Source organism: Amycolatopsis sp. NPDC031561, from assembly GCF_055580625.1.
The window spans coordinates 422,820-438,414 of the sequence record NZ_JBVILA010000001.1 but is presented as its reverse complement, the minus strand read 5'-3'; the positions used below and the strand labels follow the sequence as shown (position 1 = coordinate 438,414).

The following is a 15,595-nucleotide window of genomic DNA, read 5'->3' as shown; positions in this document are numbered from 1 at the left end:
CTCTGCCCATGCCGGTGACCACCGACGTCGAATCCGGGCCGTTCTCCGCGACCCTGCGCGCCTCCACCTTGCCCGCCCACGAACGGGCCAACCACTCCGTGTACATGAACGCGCTGCTCGGCGGCGAGCTCACGCTCGAGGGGTACACCCGGCTGGTGATCCAGTACTACTTCATCTACCAGGCCATCGAGCAGGCCGCCGACAAGCTGGCGCAGGACCCGGTGGCGGGCAAGTTCGTCTTCGAGGAGCTGCGGCGGCTGCCGAGCCTCGAACGCGACCTCGAACACCTCGTCGGCCCGGACTGGCGTGAGACCGTCCGCCCGCTGCCGTCGACCGAGCGCTACGCGCGGCGCGTGGCCGAGGCGGCGGACTGGTCCGGCGGCTTCGTCGCCCACCACTACACCCGCTACCTCGGCGACATCGCCGGCGGCCAGGTCATCCGGCGGCTGCTGGAGCGCAAGTACGAGGTCAGCGAGGCGGGTTCGCTGTTCTACCACTTCGACCAGCTGGGCAGCGCGCCCAAGTTCCGGGACAACTACCGCGAGCAGCTGAACTCGGCGCCGTGGACCGAGGACGAGCGCGCGCGGTTGATCGACGAGGCGATCGTGGCCTTCGAGTGCAACATCGCGGTGTTCGACGAGCTGGCGGGAGAGCTGGACTCGTACCGGGCCGCTTGACCTCGGTCCCGCCGTGCGGCGAACGTCAGGAAAGGGGCTTTCAGGACGAAAAATGTCCTGAAAGCCCCTTTCCTGACGTTCCGGAGCGGCCGTCGGCCTCGATTGTTCGGACCCGTCGGTGACGTGCGCCATCGTCTTCATCCCGGTTTCGTTCTCCTGACGCGGGCCGCGGGGTAGGGCTCGCCCTACCCCACGATCGGCGGTCCACCGGATCCCGCGACACCCCGGAAGACCCTAATTTTCCAGGTATGTTCCGGATCGCGGCCACGGCCGTACTTTTGACCCTCACGACGATCGTCACGGCTCCCGCCGCCCAGGCCGCCACCCCGTCCTCCGCCGCCGGGGTCTTCGACGAAGTCATCCCTCGAAGCCTTGCCGAACATCACATTCCCGGTGCCGCCGTGGTGGTCGTCGAAGGGGACAAGACCGTCTTCTCCGCGGGCTACGGAGTGTCCTCAATAGACACTCAGGCGAAGGTGGATCCGGAGCGCACGGGCTTCCTGATCAACTCGGTCGGCAAGTCGATCGCCGCCACGGCCGCGATGCAGCTGGTCGAGCAGGGCAAACTCTCGCTGGACGCCGACGTCAACGGCTATTTGAAGTCGTTCCAGCTGCCCGACACCTTCCCAGGCCGTCCGGTCACCCTGTTCTCCCTGCTGACCCACACCGCGGGGTTCGAAGACCACGTGTACCGGATGTTCACCCCGCGCGACGAGAAGCTTCCGCCGCTCGCGGAACACCTGGCGACGGAGATCCCCACCCGCGTCCGGCCACCCGGCGAGCACACCGCCTACTCCAACTACGGCTTCGCCCTCACCGGGCACCTCGTCGAGCTCGCTTCCGGACAGTCCTATGCGGACTACGTGCGTCAGCACATCTTCGAACCGTTGGGAATGAAGAACAGCAGCGTCGCGCAGCCCACTCCGGACGTCCCGCTGGCCACCGGCTACCGCTGGGACGGCTCGGCGCAGGTCGTCCCGCCCGCGAACTTCGGCCCGGAACCGCCCGCGGGCGACGGGAACGTCGCCACCCCCGCGGACATGGGCCGCTACCTCTCCGCGAACCTCGTGCCCGGCACGTTCAGCCGCCCCTTGCTCGACCGGATGCACGGCGCGCGGTTCCGCAACGACCCGCGTCTGCCCGGAGTGGGTTTCGGCTTCTCGGAACGGCGGCTGAACGGACTTCGCCTGGTGGAGAAAGTCGGTGACTCGCCGGGATTCCTGAGCGTGCTGGAGCTGATCCCGGAGAAGAACACCGGCGTGTACCTGACGTTCAACGGCGGCGCGTTCTCCGGCGACGCCGCCGCGGTCACCTTCAAGGCCCTGAAAGCGTTCCTCGACCGGTTGAATCCCGCCGCACCCGTCTCCGCGCCGAAACCGCTGGCCGGCGACGTCTCACGGTTCGAGGGCAGCTACAACAGCACCAGGCTGGACTTCGACGACTTCACGAAGGTCCGCGCGCTCGCGGGCGCCGTCTCGGTGACCGCGGACGGTGACGGCGTGCTGACGACGTCCGGCCTCGGCGAAGGCACCCGGCGCTGGACCCAGACCGAGCCCGGGCTGTTCACCGACGAGGGCGGCGAGCGGATCGCGTTCCGCGAATCCGGCGGGCAGGTCCTGCTCTTCTCCGGCGACGACCCGAGCTCCTCCTACGAACGCACGTCGTGGCTCGGATCGTCCTCCACGCACCTGCTGATCCTCGGCGTCGCGCTGCTGCTCCTGCTGGGCGCGCTGCTGTGGTGGCCGATCCGCGCGTTCGTCCGGCGCGGCCGGGAGCGGTACTCGAAGGGCGCCCGGTTCGCGACCGTGGCCGCCTGGTCCGCGGCGCTGGCCGTCACGCTGTTCGCGGCCGGTTTCGCCCTGCTCATGAGCGACTTCAGCGGTGCCGCCGTCGCGCTGACTTCCGGACACTCCCCGTTGCTGAGCGTCACCTTGCTCCTGCCGAACGCCGTCCTGCTCCTGACCGGCGCCGCCGTCGTCTGCACGGCGCTCGCATGGCTGCGCGGTTGGTGGAACACACCCGCCCGGATCACCTACACGGTGGTTTCCGTGGCACTGATCGCCTTCCTCGGCGTAATCGCGTCCTATCACCTGGTGGGATTGCCCTACCTGGCTTGATGACCGCCGTCACACTGCCTTGACCTCCAGCTAACTAGAGCTAGCAGAGTGGGTTTCAGGCAGTCGGCCCAACGGGTACAGCTGCTGAGAACGAGTCGTTCCACCTGGGGAGAAACGCGGCGCCCCCGGTCGCCGCAAACGGGTGAAGACGACTAAGTTCGTCCTTGGAAACTTGTGTCGAAGACAGAAGGAGGGCCGATGGCCCGCTACGTGCTCCCCGATCTCGACTATGACTACAGCGCCTTGGCGCCGCACATCTCGGGCGAGATCAACGAGCTGCACCACAGCAAGCACCACGCGACCTACGTCAAGGGCGCGAACGACACGCTCGACAAGATCGCCGAAGCCCGTGAGGCCGGCAACTTCGGCGACATCGTCGGCCTGCAGACCACGCTGGCGTTCCACCTCGCGGGGCACGCCAACCACGTCGTGTGGTGGAAGATCCTTTCCCCGGAAGGCGGCGACAAGCCGACCGGCGAGCTGGCCTCCGCGATCGACGAGGCGTTCGGCTCCTTCGACAAGTTCAAGGCGCAGTTCACCGCGGTCGCCACCACGATCCAGGGCAACGGCTGGGCCGCGCTCTCCTGGGACCCGATCGGCAAGACGCTGATCACCCAGCAGCTGCGTGACCACCACAACAACCTGGTCCTGCCGACCACGCCGATCCTGCTGGTCGACGTCTGGGAGCACGCGTTCTACCTGGACTACAAGAACGTGAAGCCGAAGTACGTCGAGGCCCTGTGGAACATCTTCAACTGGGCCGAGATCTCCAAGCGGTTCGACAACGCCGTCGCCGGTGGCAACGGTCTGCTGCTCGGCTGACTTTCTCACCACGAAGCGGGGCTCTCCTTCCGGAGGGCCCCGTTTTCTTTCGCTTGACCTCCAGCCGAGTCGAGGTGTCAAGGTGGACGCATGGACGTCGCCGCATACCTCGACCGCCTCGGGCTCGACCGTCCCGCCACCGCGGACGTCGCCGCGCTGCGGGTGCTGCAGGAACGCCATCTCTCGGTGGTGCCGTTCGAGAACCTGAGCATCCACCTCGGCGAGCCGATCGTCCTGGAAACCGAAGCGCTGTTCGACAAGATCGTGCGACGGCGTCGCGGCGGCTTCTGTTACGAGCTGAACGGGCTTTTCGCCGCCTTGCTGCGAGAACTGGGCTTCGACGCCACGCTGAAGGCCGCGAAGGTCTTCCGGCCGGAAGGCACCCTCGGACCGCCGTTCGACCACGTGGCCGTCCGCGTGGAGCTCGACGAGCCGTGGCTGTCCGACGTCGGCTTCGGCCGGTTCAGCCGGTTCCCGCTACGCCTGTCCGCCACCGAGGCGCAGGCCGACCCGGACGGCGAGTTCCTGGTCCTCGACGCCGCCTACGGCGACATCGACGTCCTCCGGGACGGCGAGCCCCAGTACCGGCTGGAGCAGCGGTCACGGACGCTGAACGAGTTCATCCCGACGGCGTTCTGGCAGTCGGCTTCACCGGAGTCGGGCTTCACGCGGGGACCGAGGTGCTCGCTGCCCGGCAAGCACGGCCGGGTCACCCTGGCGGGTGACAAGCTGATCGTCACCACCCACGGTGTCCGCGAGGAGACCAGGCTTTCGAGTGATCAGGAGATCCTGGACGTCTACCGGAAAGAGTTCGGGATCGAACTCGCCCGGGTGCCGGAACGGCCTTGACCAGACCGGCGGGGTCATCGACCATGAACCCCCGGCATGAACGAAGCCCCGCCTCCGGGGGTAACCCGGTTGCGGGGCTTCGTCCGTTCCCGAACTGACTGCCGCTCCCACCACGAAGCGGACATGTATGAGGTTAGCCTAACCTCATCTACCCCGGCAAGGGGTACGACCGAGAGACGCCGATCTCACCCTTCCGAGTGACGGCAAACTGGTCTCATGAGTCTTCTGAGCGGCAAGGCCGTGGTGATCACCGGCTCCGGACAGGGCCTGGGCAGGGCTTTCGCACACCACGCGGCCGCACAGGGCGCCGCGGTCGTGGTGAACGACGTCGAAGCCGGACTCGCGGACGAGGTCGCGCGTGAGATCCGCGCCGGGGGCGGACGCGCTGTGTCCAATGCGACTCGGTCGCCGACGCCGGACATGCGGCCGGACTGATCGACCAGTGCGTCGCCGAGTTCGGCACACTCGACGGCCTGGTCAACAACGCCGGCGTCAACTACCGCGCCGAACCGTGGGCGGACGACCCCGCCCGGATGCGCGAAGTGGTCGAGGTCAACGTGCTGGGCCCGCTCTTCTGCGGGACCGCGGCGGCGGCGGTGATGCGCGAGCGGGGCGGCGGAGTGATCGTGAACGTGGGCTCCGGCTCGATGATCGGCCAGCGGCGCGCGGCCGCGTACTCGGCCTCGAAAGGCGCCGTCGCCTCCATGACCGCCTCCTGGGCGGCCGATCTGGCCGACCACGGTATCCGCGTCAACGCCGTCGCGCCGGTGGCCTGGACGCGGATGGCCCGGCGGGACCCGAGCGTCGTCCAGACCCCGGAGCACACCCCGGAACGGGTGGCGCCGCTGGTGACCTACCTGCTCAGCGACCTTTCGACGGGGGTCACCGGGCAGATCCTCCGGTTCCGCGGCGACATCCTGTGCGTCCTCCGCCAGACCGCGATCAAGGACCCCGTCCTCGAGCGGGACGAGTGGACCGTCGAGGACATCGCGGAGGCGGTGGGCGGCGACCTGCGGGAGGCGCTGGAGCCGCCTCCCTCGGCCCGGTGGAGGTGACTCAGGGCCGATGCGATCCACCCATCGGGTTGGCGTTTCGCCGGACAGCGGGCGCCCGACGGGCTAGCTTCTCCCCGTGGCCACCGGGAACGATTACCGCAGCATCGCGCGCAAGACCGACCGTCCGATGTGGATCTGGGCGGGCTGCGCGCTGACGAGTGTCCTGCTGCTGTCCGGCGTCGCCATCGCCGTCGCGATCACCGTGCTGAACAAGGACGACCCCGGCACCGGGGCCGAACTGCCGGAGGTCTGGCCGTCCAAATCCGGGCAGGCGCTCCGCCCGGTCCCGATGCCGACGGGCGAGATGGTGACCGCGCTGACGGACGACACCGGCGCGCAGGTGCTCTGCCAGGCGATCCCGGAACGGCGCTGGGAGGAGATCCTCGGCGGCCGCACGCTGCGGGAGGCAGGTGGAGCCTGCCACGCGGTCACCGCGGAACTCGACGTCAGCGCGCAGATGATCCCCGAGTTGCCCAAGGACACGAGCCGGGGCCTGCCGACGAGGACCACCGTCGCCGGCAAGGTCGCGGTCGTCGCCACCGACAAGGAAGGCACCAGCCTGAGCGTCGAACTGGTCGAGGTCGCGCCGCACCACGGCGCCTCGCCGGTGCTGCGCGTCTCCCTCCGCGGCAGGGCCATCGAGAATCCCGAGACCGAGGGCAAGGCGAAAGCGCTCGCCGAGGCGCTGATCGCGGGGGTGACACCGCCGGGGCCGGCGTTGCCGAAAATCGGCGAAGACGGCGAGATCCCGCTGGAGAAGCGCGAACCCGGTCCGATCAAGGACCAGCCGCTCCCGGTGGTCTCCTGGCTGCTGTGCGGGGCACTCGGCCGCGCGCTCGGGGTCCCGGCCGACAACGCGAAACCGACCTTCTTCGCCGCCTGCGAGTTGAACGGGGTGACCGCGGACTACAGCGCGCTGTCCTCGCTCGTCCGCCCGACCACGAGCGTCGCGGGGCTGCCCGCGCAGGTCGACGACGGATCCGTCATCGTGCAGCTCACCAATGACCCGGGCGGGCAGACGCTGAAGTTCAAGGGCACCGGCGATCTCACGGCGCTCGCCGAAAAGATGGTGCCGCCGCTCCTCGGGCGCTAGGCCCGGTAGTTCGACAGCAGGTCGCGGAGCAGGGTCTCGTACGCCTTCCGATCGAACCGGGGCACAGCGAAGGCGAACTCCTGAGCGGGGTCGAAAGGCTCGTAGTCGTACTGCCAGCCGAAACCCCGCCACTCGACCCAGTCATCGCCGAAGACGACCTCGACGCTGTAGCCGCCACAGCCGAGATCGCCGCACAGCGGGCAGAACAGCAACGCGACCCGGCCGTCGTCGAAATCGCCCGGTAGATCGCCGAGCAGGCGGCAAAGCGTCGCGACCGCCGACTCGCGCCACAGGTCCTTGTCCAGGGACAACGGCGTCCGCTCCTGCACAGGGACAATCGAGCGCAACGCGACACCGTCGATCGTCCAGTCCAGGAAGCGGGCTTCGCCGTCGTTCCATCGGGTCACCGACGGTTCGACACCGAGCTTGTTCACACCCGCTCCCTCTTCAGCACGCGCAGCCCGTTTCCGAACCGCCGCACCGGCAAACTCACCCCACCGCGCCGGATCAGCACGACGGCGCACACTACCGCGGCGAGCGCCGAGATCGCACCGCCGATGTAGAACGGCGAGCGGCCACCGAAGGCGTCGGCCATCCAGCCGGTCATCGGGCCGCCGATGGGGTTCCCGCCGATCAGCACCAGGACGTAGAGACCCATCACGCGGCCGCGCATCTCCGGGCTGACGGCGGTCTGCACCAGCGCGTTCGCGGTGTTGAGGAAGGTGATCGTGGCGAAGCCGAGCGGGATCAGCGCGAGGCCGAAGGTCAGGTACGTCGGCATGAACGCGGTGACCACCTCGAACGCGCCGAGCAGGAACGCCGAGATCAGCAGCAGCCGCACGCGGGGACCGCCGCGGGTGTTGCGGCGGGCCGACATCAGCGCGCCGGTGAAGGTGCCGACGGCGACCAGCGTCGACAGGAGACCGTAGCCGTCGGCGTTGGTGTGGAAGACGTTCGCGGCGACGATCGGCAGCGAGGTGAAGTACGTGATGCCGAAGGTGCTCACGAAGAACACCAGCACCATCACGGTCATCAGGTCGCTGCGCCGCCGCACGTACCGCAGCCCTTCGACCAGTTGCCCCTTCTCACGCGGGATGGCCGGGCCGCGGAAGAGCTTGTCCGGGTTCATCATCACCAGTGCGGCGATGACGGCGCCCGTGCTCACCGCGTTCGCCATGAACAGCCAGCCGGTGCCGACCCAGGTGATCGCGAAGCCCGCGATGGCGGGCCCGACGATCCGGGCCATGTTGAAGATCGAGGAGTTGAGCGCGACGGCGTTGGTGACCTTGTCCCTGCCGACCATCTCGGCGACGAACGACTGCCGCGCGGGCACTTCCAGCGACGCGGTGATGCCGAGGGTGAAGCAGAGGAGATACACGTGCCACAGAGCCGCGATACCGCTCAGATCGAGCGCGCCGAGGACGACGGCCTGTGCCAGCACGGCGATCTGGATGCCGATCAGGAGCCGTCGCTTGTCGACGCGGTCGGCCAGCACCCCGGCCCACAGCGAAAGGAACAGCGTCGGCGCGAACTGCAGCGCGACCGCGATGCCGAGCGCGATCGGGTCGTTGCCGCTGAGGGTGAACACCAGCCAGTCCTGCGCGATGCGCTGCATCCAGGTACCGATGTTCGAGATGACCTGGCCGGTGAAGAAGAGCCGGTAGTTCCGCACCTTCAGCGACGAGAACATACTCCCGCGCGGTTTCTCGCGCGCGGGAGGTGGCGGCGGAGCGGGTTCCCGGGTAGCGGCGGTCTTGGAAGGACACTGTGTTTCGCTACCCGTGGTCGTCACCGCTGTTAGTTCCCCGCCATCCTGTCGATGATCTCGGCGGCGCGAGAGAGCACTTCGCGTTCCTCCGCGCTCAACTCCGCCAATTGCTTGTCCAGCCAGATCTCCCGCGCGGTGATCTGCTCGACCACATAGGACCGCCCGCGATCCGACAACTCGACGATCGCCTGACGGCCGTCGGTCGGATGCGGCCTGCGCTCGACGTAATCCATCTCCTCGAGCGCGGCGATCACCCTCGTCATCGAGGGCGGCTGGACGCCTTCCTTCGCGGCGAGCTGGCCTGGGGTCAGCGCGCCGCATTTGTGCAGCGTGGACAGCGCGGACACCTGTGTCAGCGAGATGCCGTCACCGGCGCGCTGGGCCCGTAGCCGGCGATTGAGCCGCACCACCGCGAGACGCAGGCGGCTCGCCAGTGAGCGCTCGTGCGTGTCTCCGGACATATAGTTAGCTTACCTCACGATCGGATCACTGGCCCGTGAGATCGACCACGGGCGACAAAACCGCAGGTCAGTTGAACGCGGCTTGAATGGGGCCGACGGCGAAGTAGGCCAGGAACATCACCGCGATGCCCCACATCAGCGGGTGGATGCCCTTCGCCTTGCCGGTGACGGCGCGGAGGACGACGAAGCTGACGAAGCCCGCCCCGATGCCGTTCGCGATCGAGTAGGTGAACGGCATGACCACGATGGTCAGGAAAGCGGGCAGGGCGACGGTGAAGTCGGAGAAGTCGATCTCCTTGACCTGGCTCATCATCAGCGCGCCGACGACGACCAGCGCCGGAGCCGCGGCCTCGACCGGGACCACCTGGTAGAGCGGGGTCAGGAACATGGCCGCGATGAAGAGCACGCCGGTGACCACGTTCGCGAGCCCGGTCCTGGCGCCCTCGGCGATACCGGACGCGGATTCGACGAAGACGGTGTTCGAACTCGACGACGCGAAGCCGCCCGCCACGGCGGCGGTGCCGTCGACGAACAGGGCCTTGCCGACGTTCGGGAGCTTGCCGTCCGCGGGCAGCAGGTCGGCTTCCTTGGCCAGTCCGGTCATCGAGCCCATGGTGTCGAAGAAGTCGGCCAGCACCAGGGTGAACACCAGCAGGACGACGGTGATGATCGGCAGCCGCGTCCAGGCGCCGAAGGAGATGTCGCCGACCAGGGAGAGGTCCGGCAGCCCGAGGACCTGGTCCGGCAGCGCCGGGTAGCCGAGGTTCCAGCCCTGCGGGTTGACGCCCTTGGACGGACCGACCTTCGTGATCGCCTCGAGGACGATCGCCAGCACGGTCGAGGCGAGGACACCGATCAGGATGGCGCCCTTGACCCGCTTCGCGACCAGGATGCCGGTCAGCAGCAGGCCGACGACGAACACCACTGTCGGCCACGAAGCGATCGAGCCGTTGATGCCCAGCCCGACCGGCACGGTGGTCTTCGCGTCGTCGGGGACGCGCCGGACGAACCCCGCGTCGACCAGGCCGATCAGGCAGATGAACAGGCCGATGCCGACCGCGATCGCGGATTTCAGCGGTGGCGGCACGGCGTTGAACACCGCCGTGCGGATCCCGGCGAAGACCAGCAGGACGATGACCAGGCCCTCGATCACCACCAGGCCCATCGCCTCGGGCCAGCTCATCTGGGAGGCGAAGGTGACCGCGATCAGGCTGTTGATGCCGAGGCCGGTGGCGATGGCGAACGGGTAGTTCGCGACCAGCCCCATGATGATCGTCAGCACCCCGGCGACCAGCGCGGTCACCGCGGCGACCTGCGGCACGGGGAGGATGTTGCCGAGGACGTCCTTGTGCGCGCCCGCGTCGTCCGCGGCGAAGCTGCCGATGATCAGCGGGTTGAGGACGACGATGTACGCCATCGTGAAGAACGTGACGATCCCGCCGCGGACCTCACGTCCCGGTGTCGAGCCGCGCTCGCTGATCTTGAAATACCGGTCCAGTGTGGACCGGGTGCGCTGCTCCGCCATCGCGTACCACCCTTCGCCCGTTGCCGGGTACCCTTCCCCACGTGGGCGAATCGATCAATTCCGGGGAAGTAAACGGTTCATTGCGGCCAACGCCGGAACTGCCGAAGCGGCTGACCGACCTGACGCCGGTCGTGATCGTAGGTACCTCGCTGTGGGCCGTCGCGACCGTGGTCCTGTTCTTTGTGACCGACGGCATCTGGGTGCAGACGGCGTTCTCCGGCCTCGTGCTCGGCTTCATCGGCCTCGCGATCATCGCCTGGCAGCGCGCCGCCGCCCGCCGGGGCTCGAAAAGCGCCCAACGCCTCTGAGTTATCGCGTTCAGCGCCTCTGAGTTATCGCGTTCAGCGCCTCTGCCCCCTCGCGTTTCGTCCTCTAGTTGCGGTCCTTGCGTGTGCAAGGACCGCAACTAGAGGACGAAACGCGGACGGGAGCGGGTTGTACACAGGCGAAGGGTGTTGTGGACAAGTGCGGTGAAGATGATCTTGAACCCCGGGTGACGCCGGAGTCGGATGTCATCGTCGGATCGTGTCCATAAATTCCTGCCGCGAGTTCTCCGGTCCCTTCCTCGGCAGCCACGCCGTCAGCGAAGGGGACCTCACCCGCGCCCAGCTCCGTTCGGGTCTGTACAACCGCCTGTTCCAGGACGTCTATGCCCCAGCGGGTCTTCGCCAAGATCATGAACTGCGATGCAAGGCCGCGGCCCTTGTCGTGCCCGACGGCGCGGTACTGACCGGTTGCTCCGCCGCGGCGGTGCACGGGTTCCCGTTCGCGGACGCGGACGATCCTGTCGAATTCGTCGTGCCCGAACAGAGGGGCTTTCACGGCCTGTCTGGAACGCATCTCCGTCGCACAAGGCTCCTCGGCGAGGATTTCGTGCCCTGGCGCGACGGCCTGATCGCCACTCCGCTGCGGATGACGATGGACATCCTGGCCAACACTCGCCTCCATCGTTCCTTCCCCCGTGTGGTCGGCTTCCTCGATGTCCTGCTCTCCACGGGATTCGTCGACCGCGACCAGCTGGAGGTCTACCTGCGACACCGGCATGACCACGGCATCGTCCGGGCACGCCAGGCTCTCGCCCTCTCGGATGGGCGAGCGGAGTCGATTCCGGAGTCCGAAGTCAGGGTATGGCTGAGACTCCACGACATCGAGGCGGAACCACAGGTGGAGGTCTACCGGGACGCTCGGTTCCTCGGCCGCCTGGATCTCGCGATCCGCGAGGCCGAACTCGCCATCGAGTACGACGGAGCGTGGCACCTCGAAGGCGAACAACCGCGCTTGGACGCCCGGCGGCGGTCACTCATCGAGGCGGAAGGCTGGGAGTTCATCGTCATCACCAAGGAAGAGCTCTACGGCGACCCACGGGCGATGGTCCATCGAGTACGCACGGCCCTCGCCCGCCGCGTTTAGTCCAAGGACCGCAACCAGAGGACGAAACGCGTCAGTTCAGGAGTGCCGAGGGTGAGGGGTCTTCGAGCAGGGCCGTGAGGACGTGCCGGTCGGCCCACCGGTCCGTGGCCCAGGCGAACGCCCGCGCGAGGCCTTCGGGGGTGTCGGCGGCGTGCAGCCTGCCGTCGGACCACCAGGCGACCTCGTGCTCCGCGTCCTCGAAGGCCACCGTCAGCGCCTCGTGCAGCAGCACTCCGCCCTCGGGCGGTTCGACGCCCAGCTGCTCGGCGGCCACCCGGAGCGCGGAAAGTTCCGTCCACGGCACGTACTCGCCGTCTTCGGCGACCTTGGCGTCGAGACCGCTCGCCACCGGCAGGTCCAGCAGCTCCGCCAGCGCGCCGGCGCCGCTCTCCGACACCACGATCCGCGCCGGCGCCAGCACTGCGGCGAACCACGGCACGTCGAGGACGACGGCGTCGCGAGCGTCGGCGGCCGAACCGTCCGCGACCCGGACACGATCCGGAGCCTCGACGTCCACCGCCGCTTCCGCGAGCGCCGCGTGCGCCCGGGCGGCGAGCCCAGGGCTCACCGTGCGTTCGGGATCGCCCAGCCGCTCCAAGAGGTCCTCGACGTCTTCGACCTCGGTGCCCAGCTCGGTCCGGACACCGGCGGCGAGCAGGATCTCCTTGCTCAGCCCCGAATCCGGGACGACGTCGTAAAGTCCGGCCAGCGCGGTGGCTTCCGGCATCCGCCAGTCGAGCGGCGCGTGCCCGTCCAGCAGCGCGTACCGCGCGAGCCACCAGCCGGTGTGCCCACCGGGTTCGGTGAGGGCGCGCCAGGTTTCGGGGCGCGACGCGAGCAGGCGCAACGCCTCCGGCCAGGCGTCGTCGGCGACGAGATCGAGATCGCGCACGCCGAGCACGCGGGACGGCGGGCGTTCCCGCGAGTCCCACCAGTCGTGCTCATCGGGCAGGCCGTGTTCGGGCTCCAACGGATCGTCGTCGGCGATGATCGCGAAGGTGTCGAGCACCCCGACGGCGACAAGCGTGGTCACTGGCCAGTCTTCGGCGAATTCCTCGTCCAGCACGGACAAGGCGCCGTCTTCTTCGAACACCTCGGGGTCGAAGATGTCGCCCAGCGGCGACGTGGGCAGGACGAGTTCGTCCGCGCGCCGCCAGCCGTCTTCGCTCGGCAGGGCCAATGCGCTCGCCCAGCCGGGGGCTTCGTCGCCGACCTCGGCGATCAGGCGGAGCACCGCGCCCGCGAGCGCCATACCGTCCAAACCGGACCGGACGTCCTCGGCACTGCGCTCGACGGCGGCGCTCAGCGCGTCGGCTTCGAGCAGGTCACCCGCCTCGGCGTGCTTGGCGCCCAAGCGTTCCAGCAACGGATGCGCCGCGACCGGGTGCACGAGCCGGAGCCCGAGAATGTCCACATCGGACAGGAGTTCGAGCAGTTCCGCCGATCCGCCGACGAGCAGCGCGTCACGCACGCCGGGCAGGGTGCGGCCGTCCGACATCGGCACCGGCAAGGCTCCGAGGTCGTCCTTGGTGAGGTCGTGCGCTTCGAGTGCCGGGAGCAGCACGTCGTAAAGCGAGTGCCACCACGAGGGTTCGCGCTGGACACCGGTCAGCAGCTCGATGGCCTCGGCGGGCGAAAGCGCCTGGGCGCCGACGGCGCGAAGGTCCACACCGGACAGTGAGATCAGCCCGGGCACGACATCGGCCAGCAGCGGCGCGAGACCCGGCACGTCGACCGAAAGCACCCGCGCGCGCCTGCCCGGCAGGTCGTCGCCTTCCTGCGCCGGAAGCCAGGGAAGATCGGCGAGGTTCTCCAGAATGGACTCCCGCAGCGTTCCGTCCACAGTGGAACGCGGGAAGCCCGCACCGGGCACGAGCAGCAGGCGTTCCTTGCCAGGCAAGGAACAGACGAGATCGACGTACTCCCGCGCGGCGTTCTTCAAGGCCGCCGTCAGCTCCGGCCCCGGCAGCGCGCGACGCCGGGACGGCTCGATCGGCAGCGTCGCGATCAGCCTCGCGGGCAGGGAAAGCTCGTCGTCGGTGGGGGTCGGCGCGTGCAGGACGTCTTCGCCGAGCGGCCGCGGCGAACCGGCTTTGTCCAGCGGGATCGCCCAGACGACGTCGCCGCGATGAACCTGCCAGTGGTCGGCGGAACCGTCCGGCGCCGAGAGTTCGACGACGCCGTCACCGAGATCGGTGCGGCGCCACACCCCGCCGTCGACCTCGATGCTCTCCAGCCAGGACAGCGTGAGCAGCAGGTCGCCGATGTCGTTCTTCAGATCGGTCAGCAGCGCGGGGAGGTCGACACCCTCGCGCACCGGAAGCCGGACCTCGGTGGCGAAGCCTTCGGGCACGGGAGGCTCGCCGTCCTGGACCGGCCACGGAAGCCGGAGCACGGGGACGTCGCCGGCGCGACCGGCCTCGGCCCGGGTGCGCTCCGCGGAGAACGCGACCCCGCCGGTCGCCGAAACGATCCGCGGTTCGGCGGAAACCGTGAGCACGGCGGCGAACCCGACGCCGAATCGGCCGACGGTCTCGTCGCCTTTGCCGGAAGCACGAAGGGAGGCAAGGGATTCGACGCCCCGGGCGTCCAGCGGAGCACCCGTGTTGGCGAACCTCAGCTCACCGTCCACAACGGACACCCGAAGCGTGCCGCGTTCACCGGCCGCGAGTGCGGCGTCGGCGGCGTTCTGCGCCAGTTCGACGAACAACCGGTCACGGTAGCCGCCGACGCGCAGGTCGTTCTCGGTGTTGGTGTCCTCGGTGAACCGCGTCGGCGAATCCGCCCACGCGCGCAGGACGGCGGCGCGTAACCGCTCGGTGCCGAACGGGTCAGTGCTCACTGGGGCTTTCGGTGGTCTCCGCCTCGGCGGACTGGGCGGCTGCCTCGGGTTCGACCTCCGGCTGGACCTCGGCGGTCTCGGGCACCTCGACCACCGGCGCCTCGGACTCGTCGACGACCGTGGCCTCGGCGGCCTCGGCTTCAGCGGACTCGGCCGCGACAGGCTCGTCCGCGACGGGCTCGGCGGGTGCCTCGGGCGCGGGCTCGAAGTCGACCAGCGAGTCGTCGTAGACCAGTTCCGCCACCGGCACCGACGAGGTCACCTCGACCTCGATCTCGGAGTGCGCGCCGCAGCCGTAGGCGACGTCGACGACGTGACCGTCCGCCGGGGAGATGTCATTGGTGCAAGCGCCGAAGGCCGCGCTGAGCGAGCCCGCGAGCGACACGAAAAAGCCGCAGCTCCCGCAGACGTCGGGCGCACTGCGCGCCATATCCGACCGCGGGCCGAATTCGCCGTCGTGCCAGCGGGCGGCGGCGTCGAGCCTGCCGTGCCGGGACAGCACGTGGACCCGGCCGAGGCCGGTCTCCTTGGCGACCGCTTCGACCGCGGGGTCGTCGGACTCCAGGTACGCCGGGGCGAGCCGCGGATCGTCCTTCTCCACCGGGAAGATGTCGCCGACGCCGAGGTCGCCCGCCTGCACGCGGCGATCCCACGGCACCCACGCCGGGGCGACGCGCGCGTCCGGACCCGGGATGAGCACGACCTCGCTGACCGTGATCGGTTCTTCGTCACCGGCGAGCGCGACCGTCACCGACCAGCGCCAGCCCCGATAACCCGTCACGGTCGCCTCGAACAGGTGACTCGCGGAAACCGCGTCCTCCCGATCGACGCCGACGTGCGCGCCGACCAGTTCGGCACCGGCGTCCTCCAGCACCGCCGCGCGGGCCAGATCGACCGCCTCGGCGAGTTTGCGCTGGATAGAGCCGTCGTCCAGGGTCAACAGCAGGGTCATGCCCCCATTCTGCCGCACGCGATA

Annotated in this window: 13 protein-coding genes and 1 pseudogene; 8 read left to right on the top strand and 6 right to left on the bottom strand. The window is 68.9% G+C overall.

From position 1 onward, the window contains the following. The first annotated feature begins 8 nt into the window (after positions 1–8). The 6 genes and pseudogenes from ACZ5IK_RS02105 to ACZ5IK_RS02080 all read left to right on the top strand — a co-directional run bounded on the left by ACZ5IK_RS02105 (position 9) and on the right by ACZ5IK_RS02080 (position 6,613). A complete protein-coding gene (locus tag ACZ5IK_RS02105) occupies positions 9–677 on the top strand; it encodes a biliverdin-producing heme oxygenase (protein ID WP_465486161.1) in 669 nt (222 codons plus the stop codon). Positions 678–925: 248 nt separating this feature from the next. Beyond that, positions 926–2,794, top strand: coding sequence for a serine hydrolase domain-containing protein (locus ACZ5IK_RS02100; RefSeq protein ID WP_465486160.1), 1,869 nt, complete (start codon positions 926–928; stop codon positions 2,792–2,794). A 198-nt stretch (positions 2,795–2,992) separates the two neighbouring features. Next, the gene (locus ACZ5IK_RS02095; RefSeq protein WP_037317970.1) at positions 2,993–3,616 is read left to right on the top strand and encodes a superoxide dismutase; all 624 of its coding nucleotides are present in this window, start codon (positions 2,993–2,995) and stop codon (positions 3,614–3,616) included. A gap of 90 nt (positions 3,617–3,706) precedes the next feature. Beyond that, positions 3,707–4,465, top strand: coding sequence for an arylamine N-acetyltransferase family protein (locus tag ACZ5IK_RS02090; RefSeq protein ID WP_465486159.1), 759 nt, complete (start codon positions 3,707–3,709; stop codon positions 4,463–4,465). A 216-nt stretch (positions 4,466–4,681) separates the two neighbouring features. Continuing rightward, positions 4,682–5,520 (top strand): annotated as a pseudogene (locus tag ACZ5IK_RS02085) (SDR family NAD(P)-dependent oxidoreductase). Positions 5,521–5,596: 76 nt separating this feature from the next. Then, the gene (locus tag ACZ5IK_RS02080) at positions 5,597–6,613 is read left to right on the top strand and encodes a hypothetical protein (protein ID WP_465486158.1); all 1,017 of its coding nucleotides are present in this window, start codon (positions 5,597–5,599) and stop codon (positions 6,611–6,613) included. On the opposite strand, the gene ACZ5IK_RS02075 is transcribed toward ACZ5IK_RS02080, so the two are convergent. From ACZ5IK_RS02075 to ACZ5IK_RS02060, 4 genes are all read right to left on the bottom strand, one after another. Then, complete coding sequence (locus ACZ5IK_RS02075) at positions 6,610–7,047, bottom strand: hypothetical protein (RefSeq protein WP_465486157.1); 438 nt, start codon at positions 7,045–7,047, stop codon at positions 6,610–6,612. The two genes, ACZ5IK_RS02080 and ACZ5IK_RS02075, sit on opposite strands and share 4 nt — an antisense overlap. Then, positions 7,044–8,303, bottom strand: coding sequence for an MFS transporter (locus tag ACZ5IK_RS02070; RefSeq protein ID WP_101610868.1), 1,260 nt, complete (start codon positions 8,301–8,303; stop codon positions 7,044–7,046). Before ACZ5IK_RS02070 ends, ACZ5IK_RS02075 begins: the two co-directional genes overlap by 4 nt. Positions 8,304–8,410: 107 nt before the next feature. Then, positions 8,411–8,842 (bottom strand): MarR family winged helix-turn-helix transcriptional regulator, encoded by a 432-nt coding sequence (locus ACZ5IK_RS02065; RefSeq protein WP_101610869.1) that lies wholly within the window; start codon positions 8,840–8,842, stop codon positions 8,411–8,413. A 67-nt stretch (positions 8,843–8,909) separates the two neighbouring features. Continuing rightward, positions 8,910–10,367 carry an NCS2 family permease gene (locus ACZ5IK_RS02060; RefSeq protein WP_465486156.1) on the bottom strand — a complete coding sequence of 486 codons (1,458 nt, stop codon included), beginning with the start codon at positions 10,365–10,367 and terminating at the stop codon, positions 8,910–8,912. Positions 10,368–10,447: 80 nt separating this feature from the next. Between ACZ5IK_RS02060 and ACZ5IK_RS02055 the strand changes: the two genes are divergently transcribed. Next, on the top strand, positions 10,448–10,675 hold the full coding sequence (locus tag ACZ5IK_RS02055; RefSeq protein ID WP_101610871.1) for a DUF2530 domain-containing protein: 228 nt from the start codon (positions 10,448–10,450) through the stop codon (positions 10,673–10,675). 217 nt (positions 10,676–10,892) lie between these two features. Further along, a complete protein-coding gene (locus tag ACZ5IK_RS02050; protein WP_465486155.1) occupies positions 10,893–11,777 on the top strand; it encodes an endonuclease domain-containing protein in 885 nt (294 codons plus the stop codon). A 31-nt stretch (positions 11,778–11,808) separates the two neighbouring features. On the opposite strand, the gene ACZ5IK_RS02045 is transcribed toward ACZ5IK_RS02050, so the two are convergent. Both ACZ5IK_RS02045 and ACZ5IK_RS02040 read right to left on the bottom strand, forming a co-directional pair. Then, positions 11,809–14,619 (bottom strand): sacsin N-terminal ATP-binding-like domain-containing protein, encoded by a 2,811-nt coding sequence (locus tag ACZ5IK_RS02045; RefSeq protein WP_465486154.1) that lies wholly within the window; start codon positions 14,617–14,619, stop codon positions 11,809–11,811. Then, positions 14,609–15,571 carry a DUF3027 domain-containing protein gene (locus ACZ5IK_RS02040; RefSeq protein ID WP_465486153.1) on the bottom strand — a complete coding sequence of 321 codons (963 nt, stop codon included), beginning with the start codon at positions 15,569–15,571 and terminating at the stop codon, positions 14,609–14,611. The genes ACZ5IK_RS02045 and ACZ5IK_RS02040 overlap by 11 nt, the downstream gene beginning before the upstream one ends. Positions 15,572–15,595: the final 24 nt, after the last annotated feature.

Bases quoted from the DNA above. Each gene is read 5' to 3' on its own strand.
- ACZ5IK_RS02105 (WP_465486161.1), top strand. From the start codon at position 9: ATGCCGGTGACCACCGACGTCGAATCCGGGCCGTTCTCCGCGACCCTG.
- ACZ5IK_RS02100 (WP_465486160.1), top strand. From the start codon at position 926: ATGTTCCGGATCGCGGCCACGGCCGTACTTTTGACCCTCACGACGATC.
- ACZ5IK_RS02095 (WP_037317970.1), top strand. From the start codon at position 2,993: ATGGCCCGCTACGTGCTCCCCGATCTCGACTATGACTACAGCGCCTTG.
- ACZ5IK_RS02090 (WP_465486159.1), top strand. From the start codon at position 3,707: ATGGACGTCGCCGCATACCTCGACCGCCTCGGGCTCGACCGTCCCGCC.
- ACZ5IK_RS02070 (WP_101610868.1), bottom strand. From the start codon at position 8,303: ATGTTCTCGTCGCTGAAGGTGCGGAACTACCGGCTCTTCTTCACCGGC.
- ACZ5IK_RS02065 (WP_101610869.1), bottom strand. From the start codon at position 8,842: ATGTCCGGAGACACGCACGAGCGCTCACTGGCGAGCCGCCTGCGTCTC.
- ACZ5IK_RS02060 (WP_465486156.1), bottom strand. From the start codon at position 10,367: ATGGCGGAGCAGCGCACCCGGTCCACACTGGACCGGTATTTCAAGATC.
- ACZ5IK_RS02040 (WP_465486153.1), bottom strand. From the start codon at position 15,571: ATGACCCTGCTGTTGACCCTGGACGACGGCTCTATCCAGCGCAAACTC.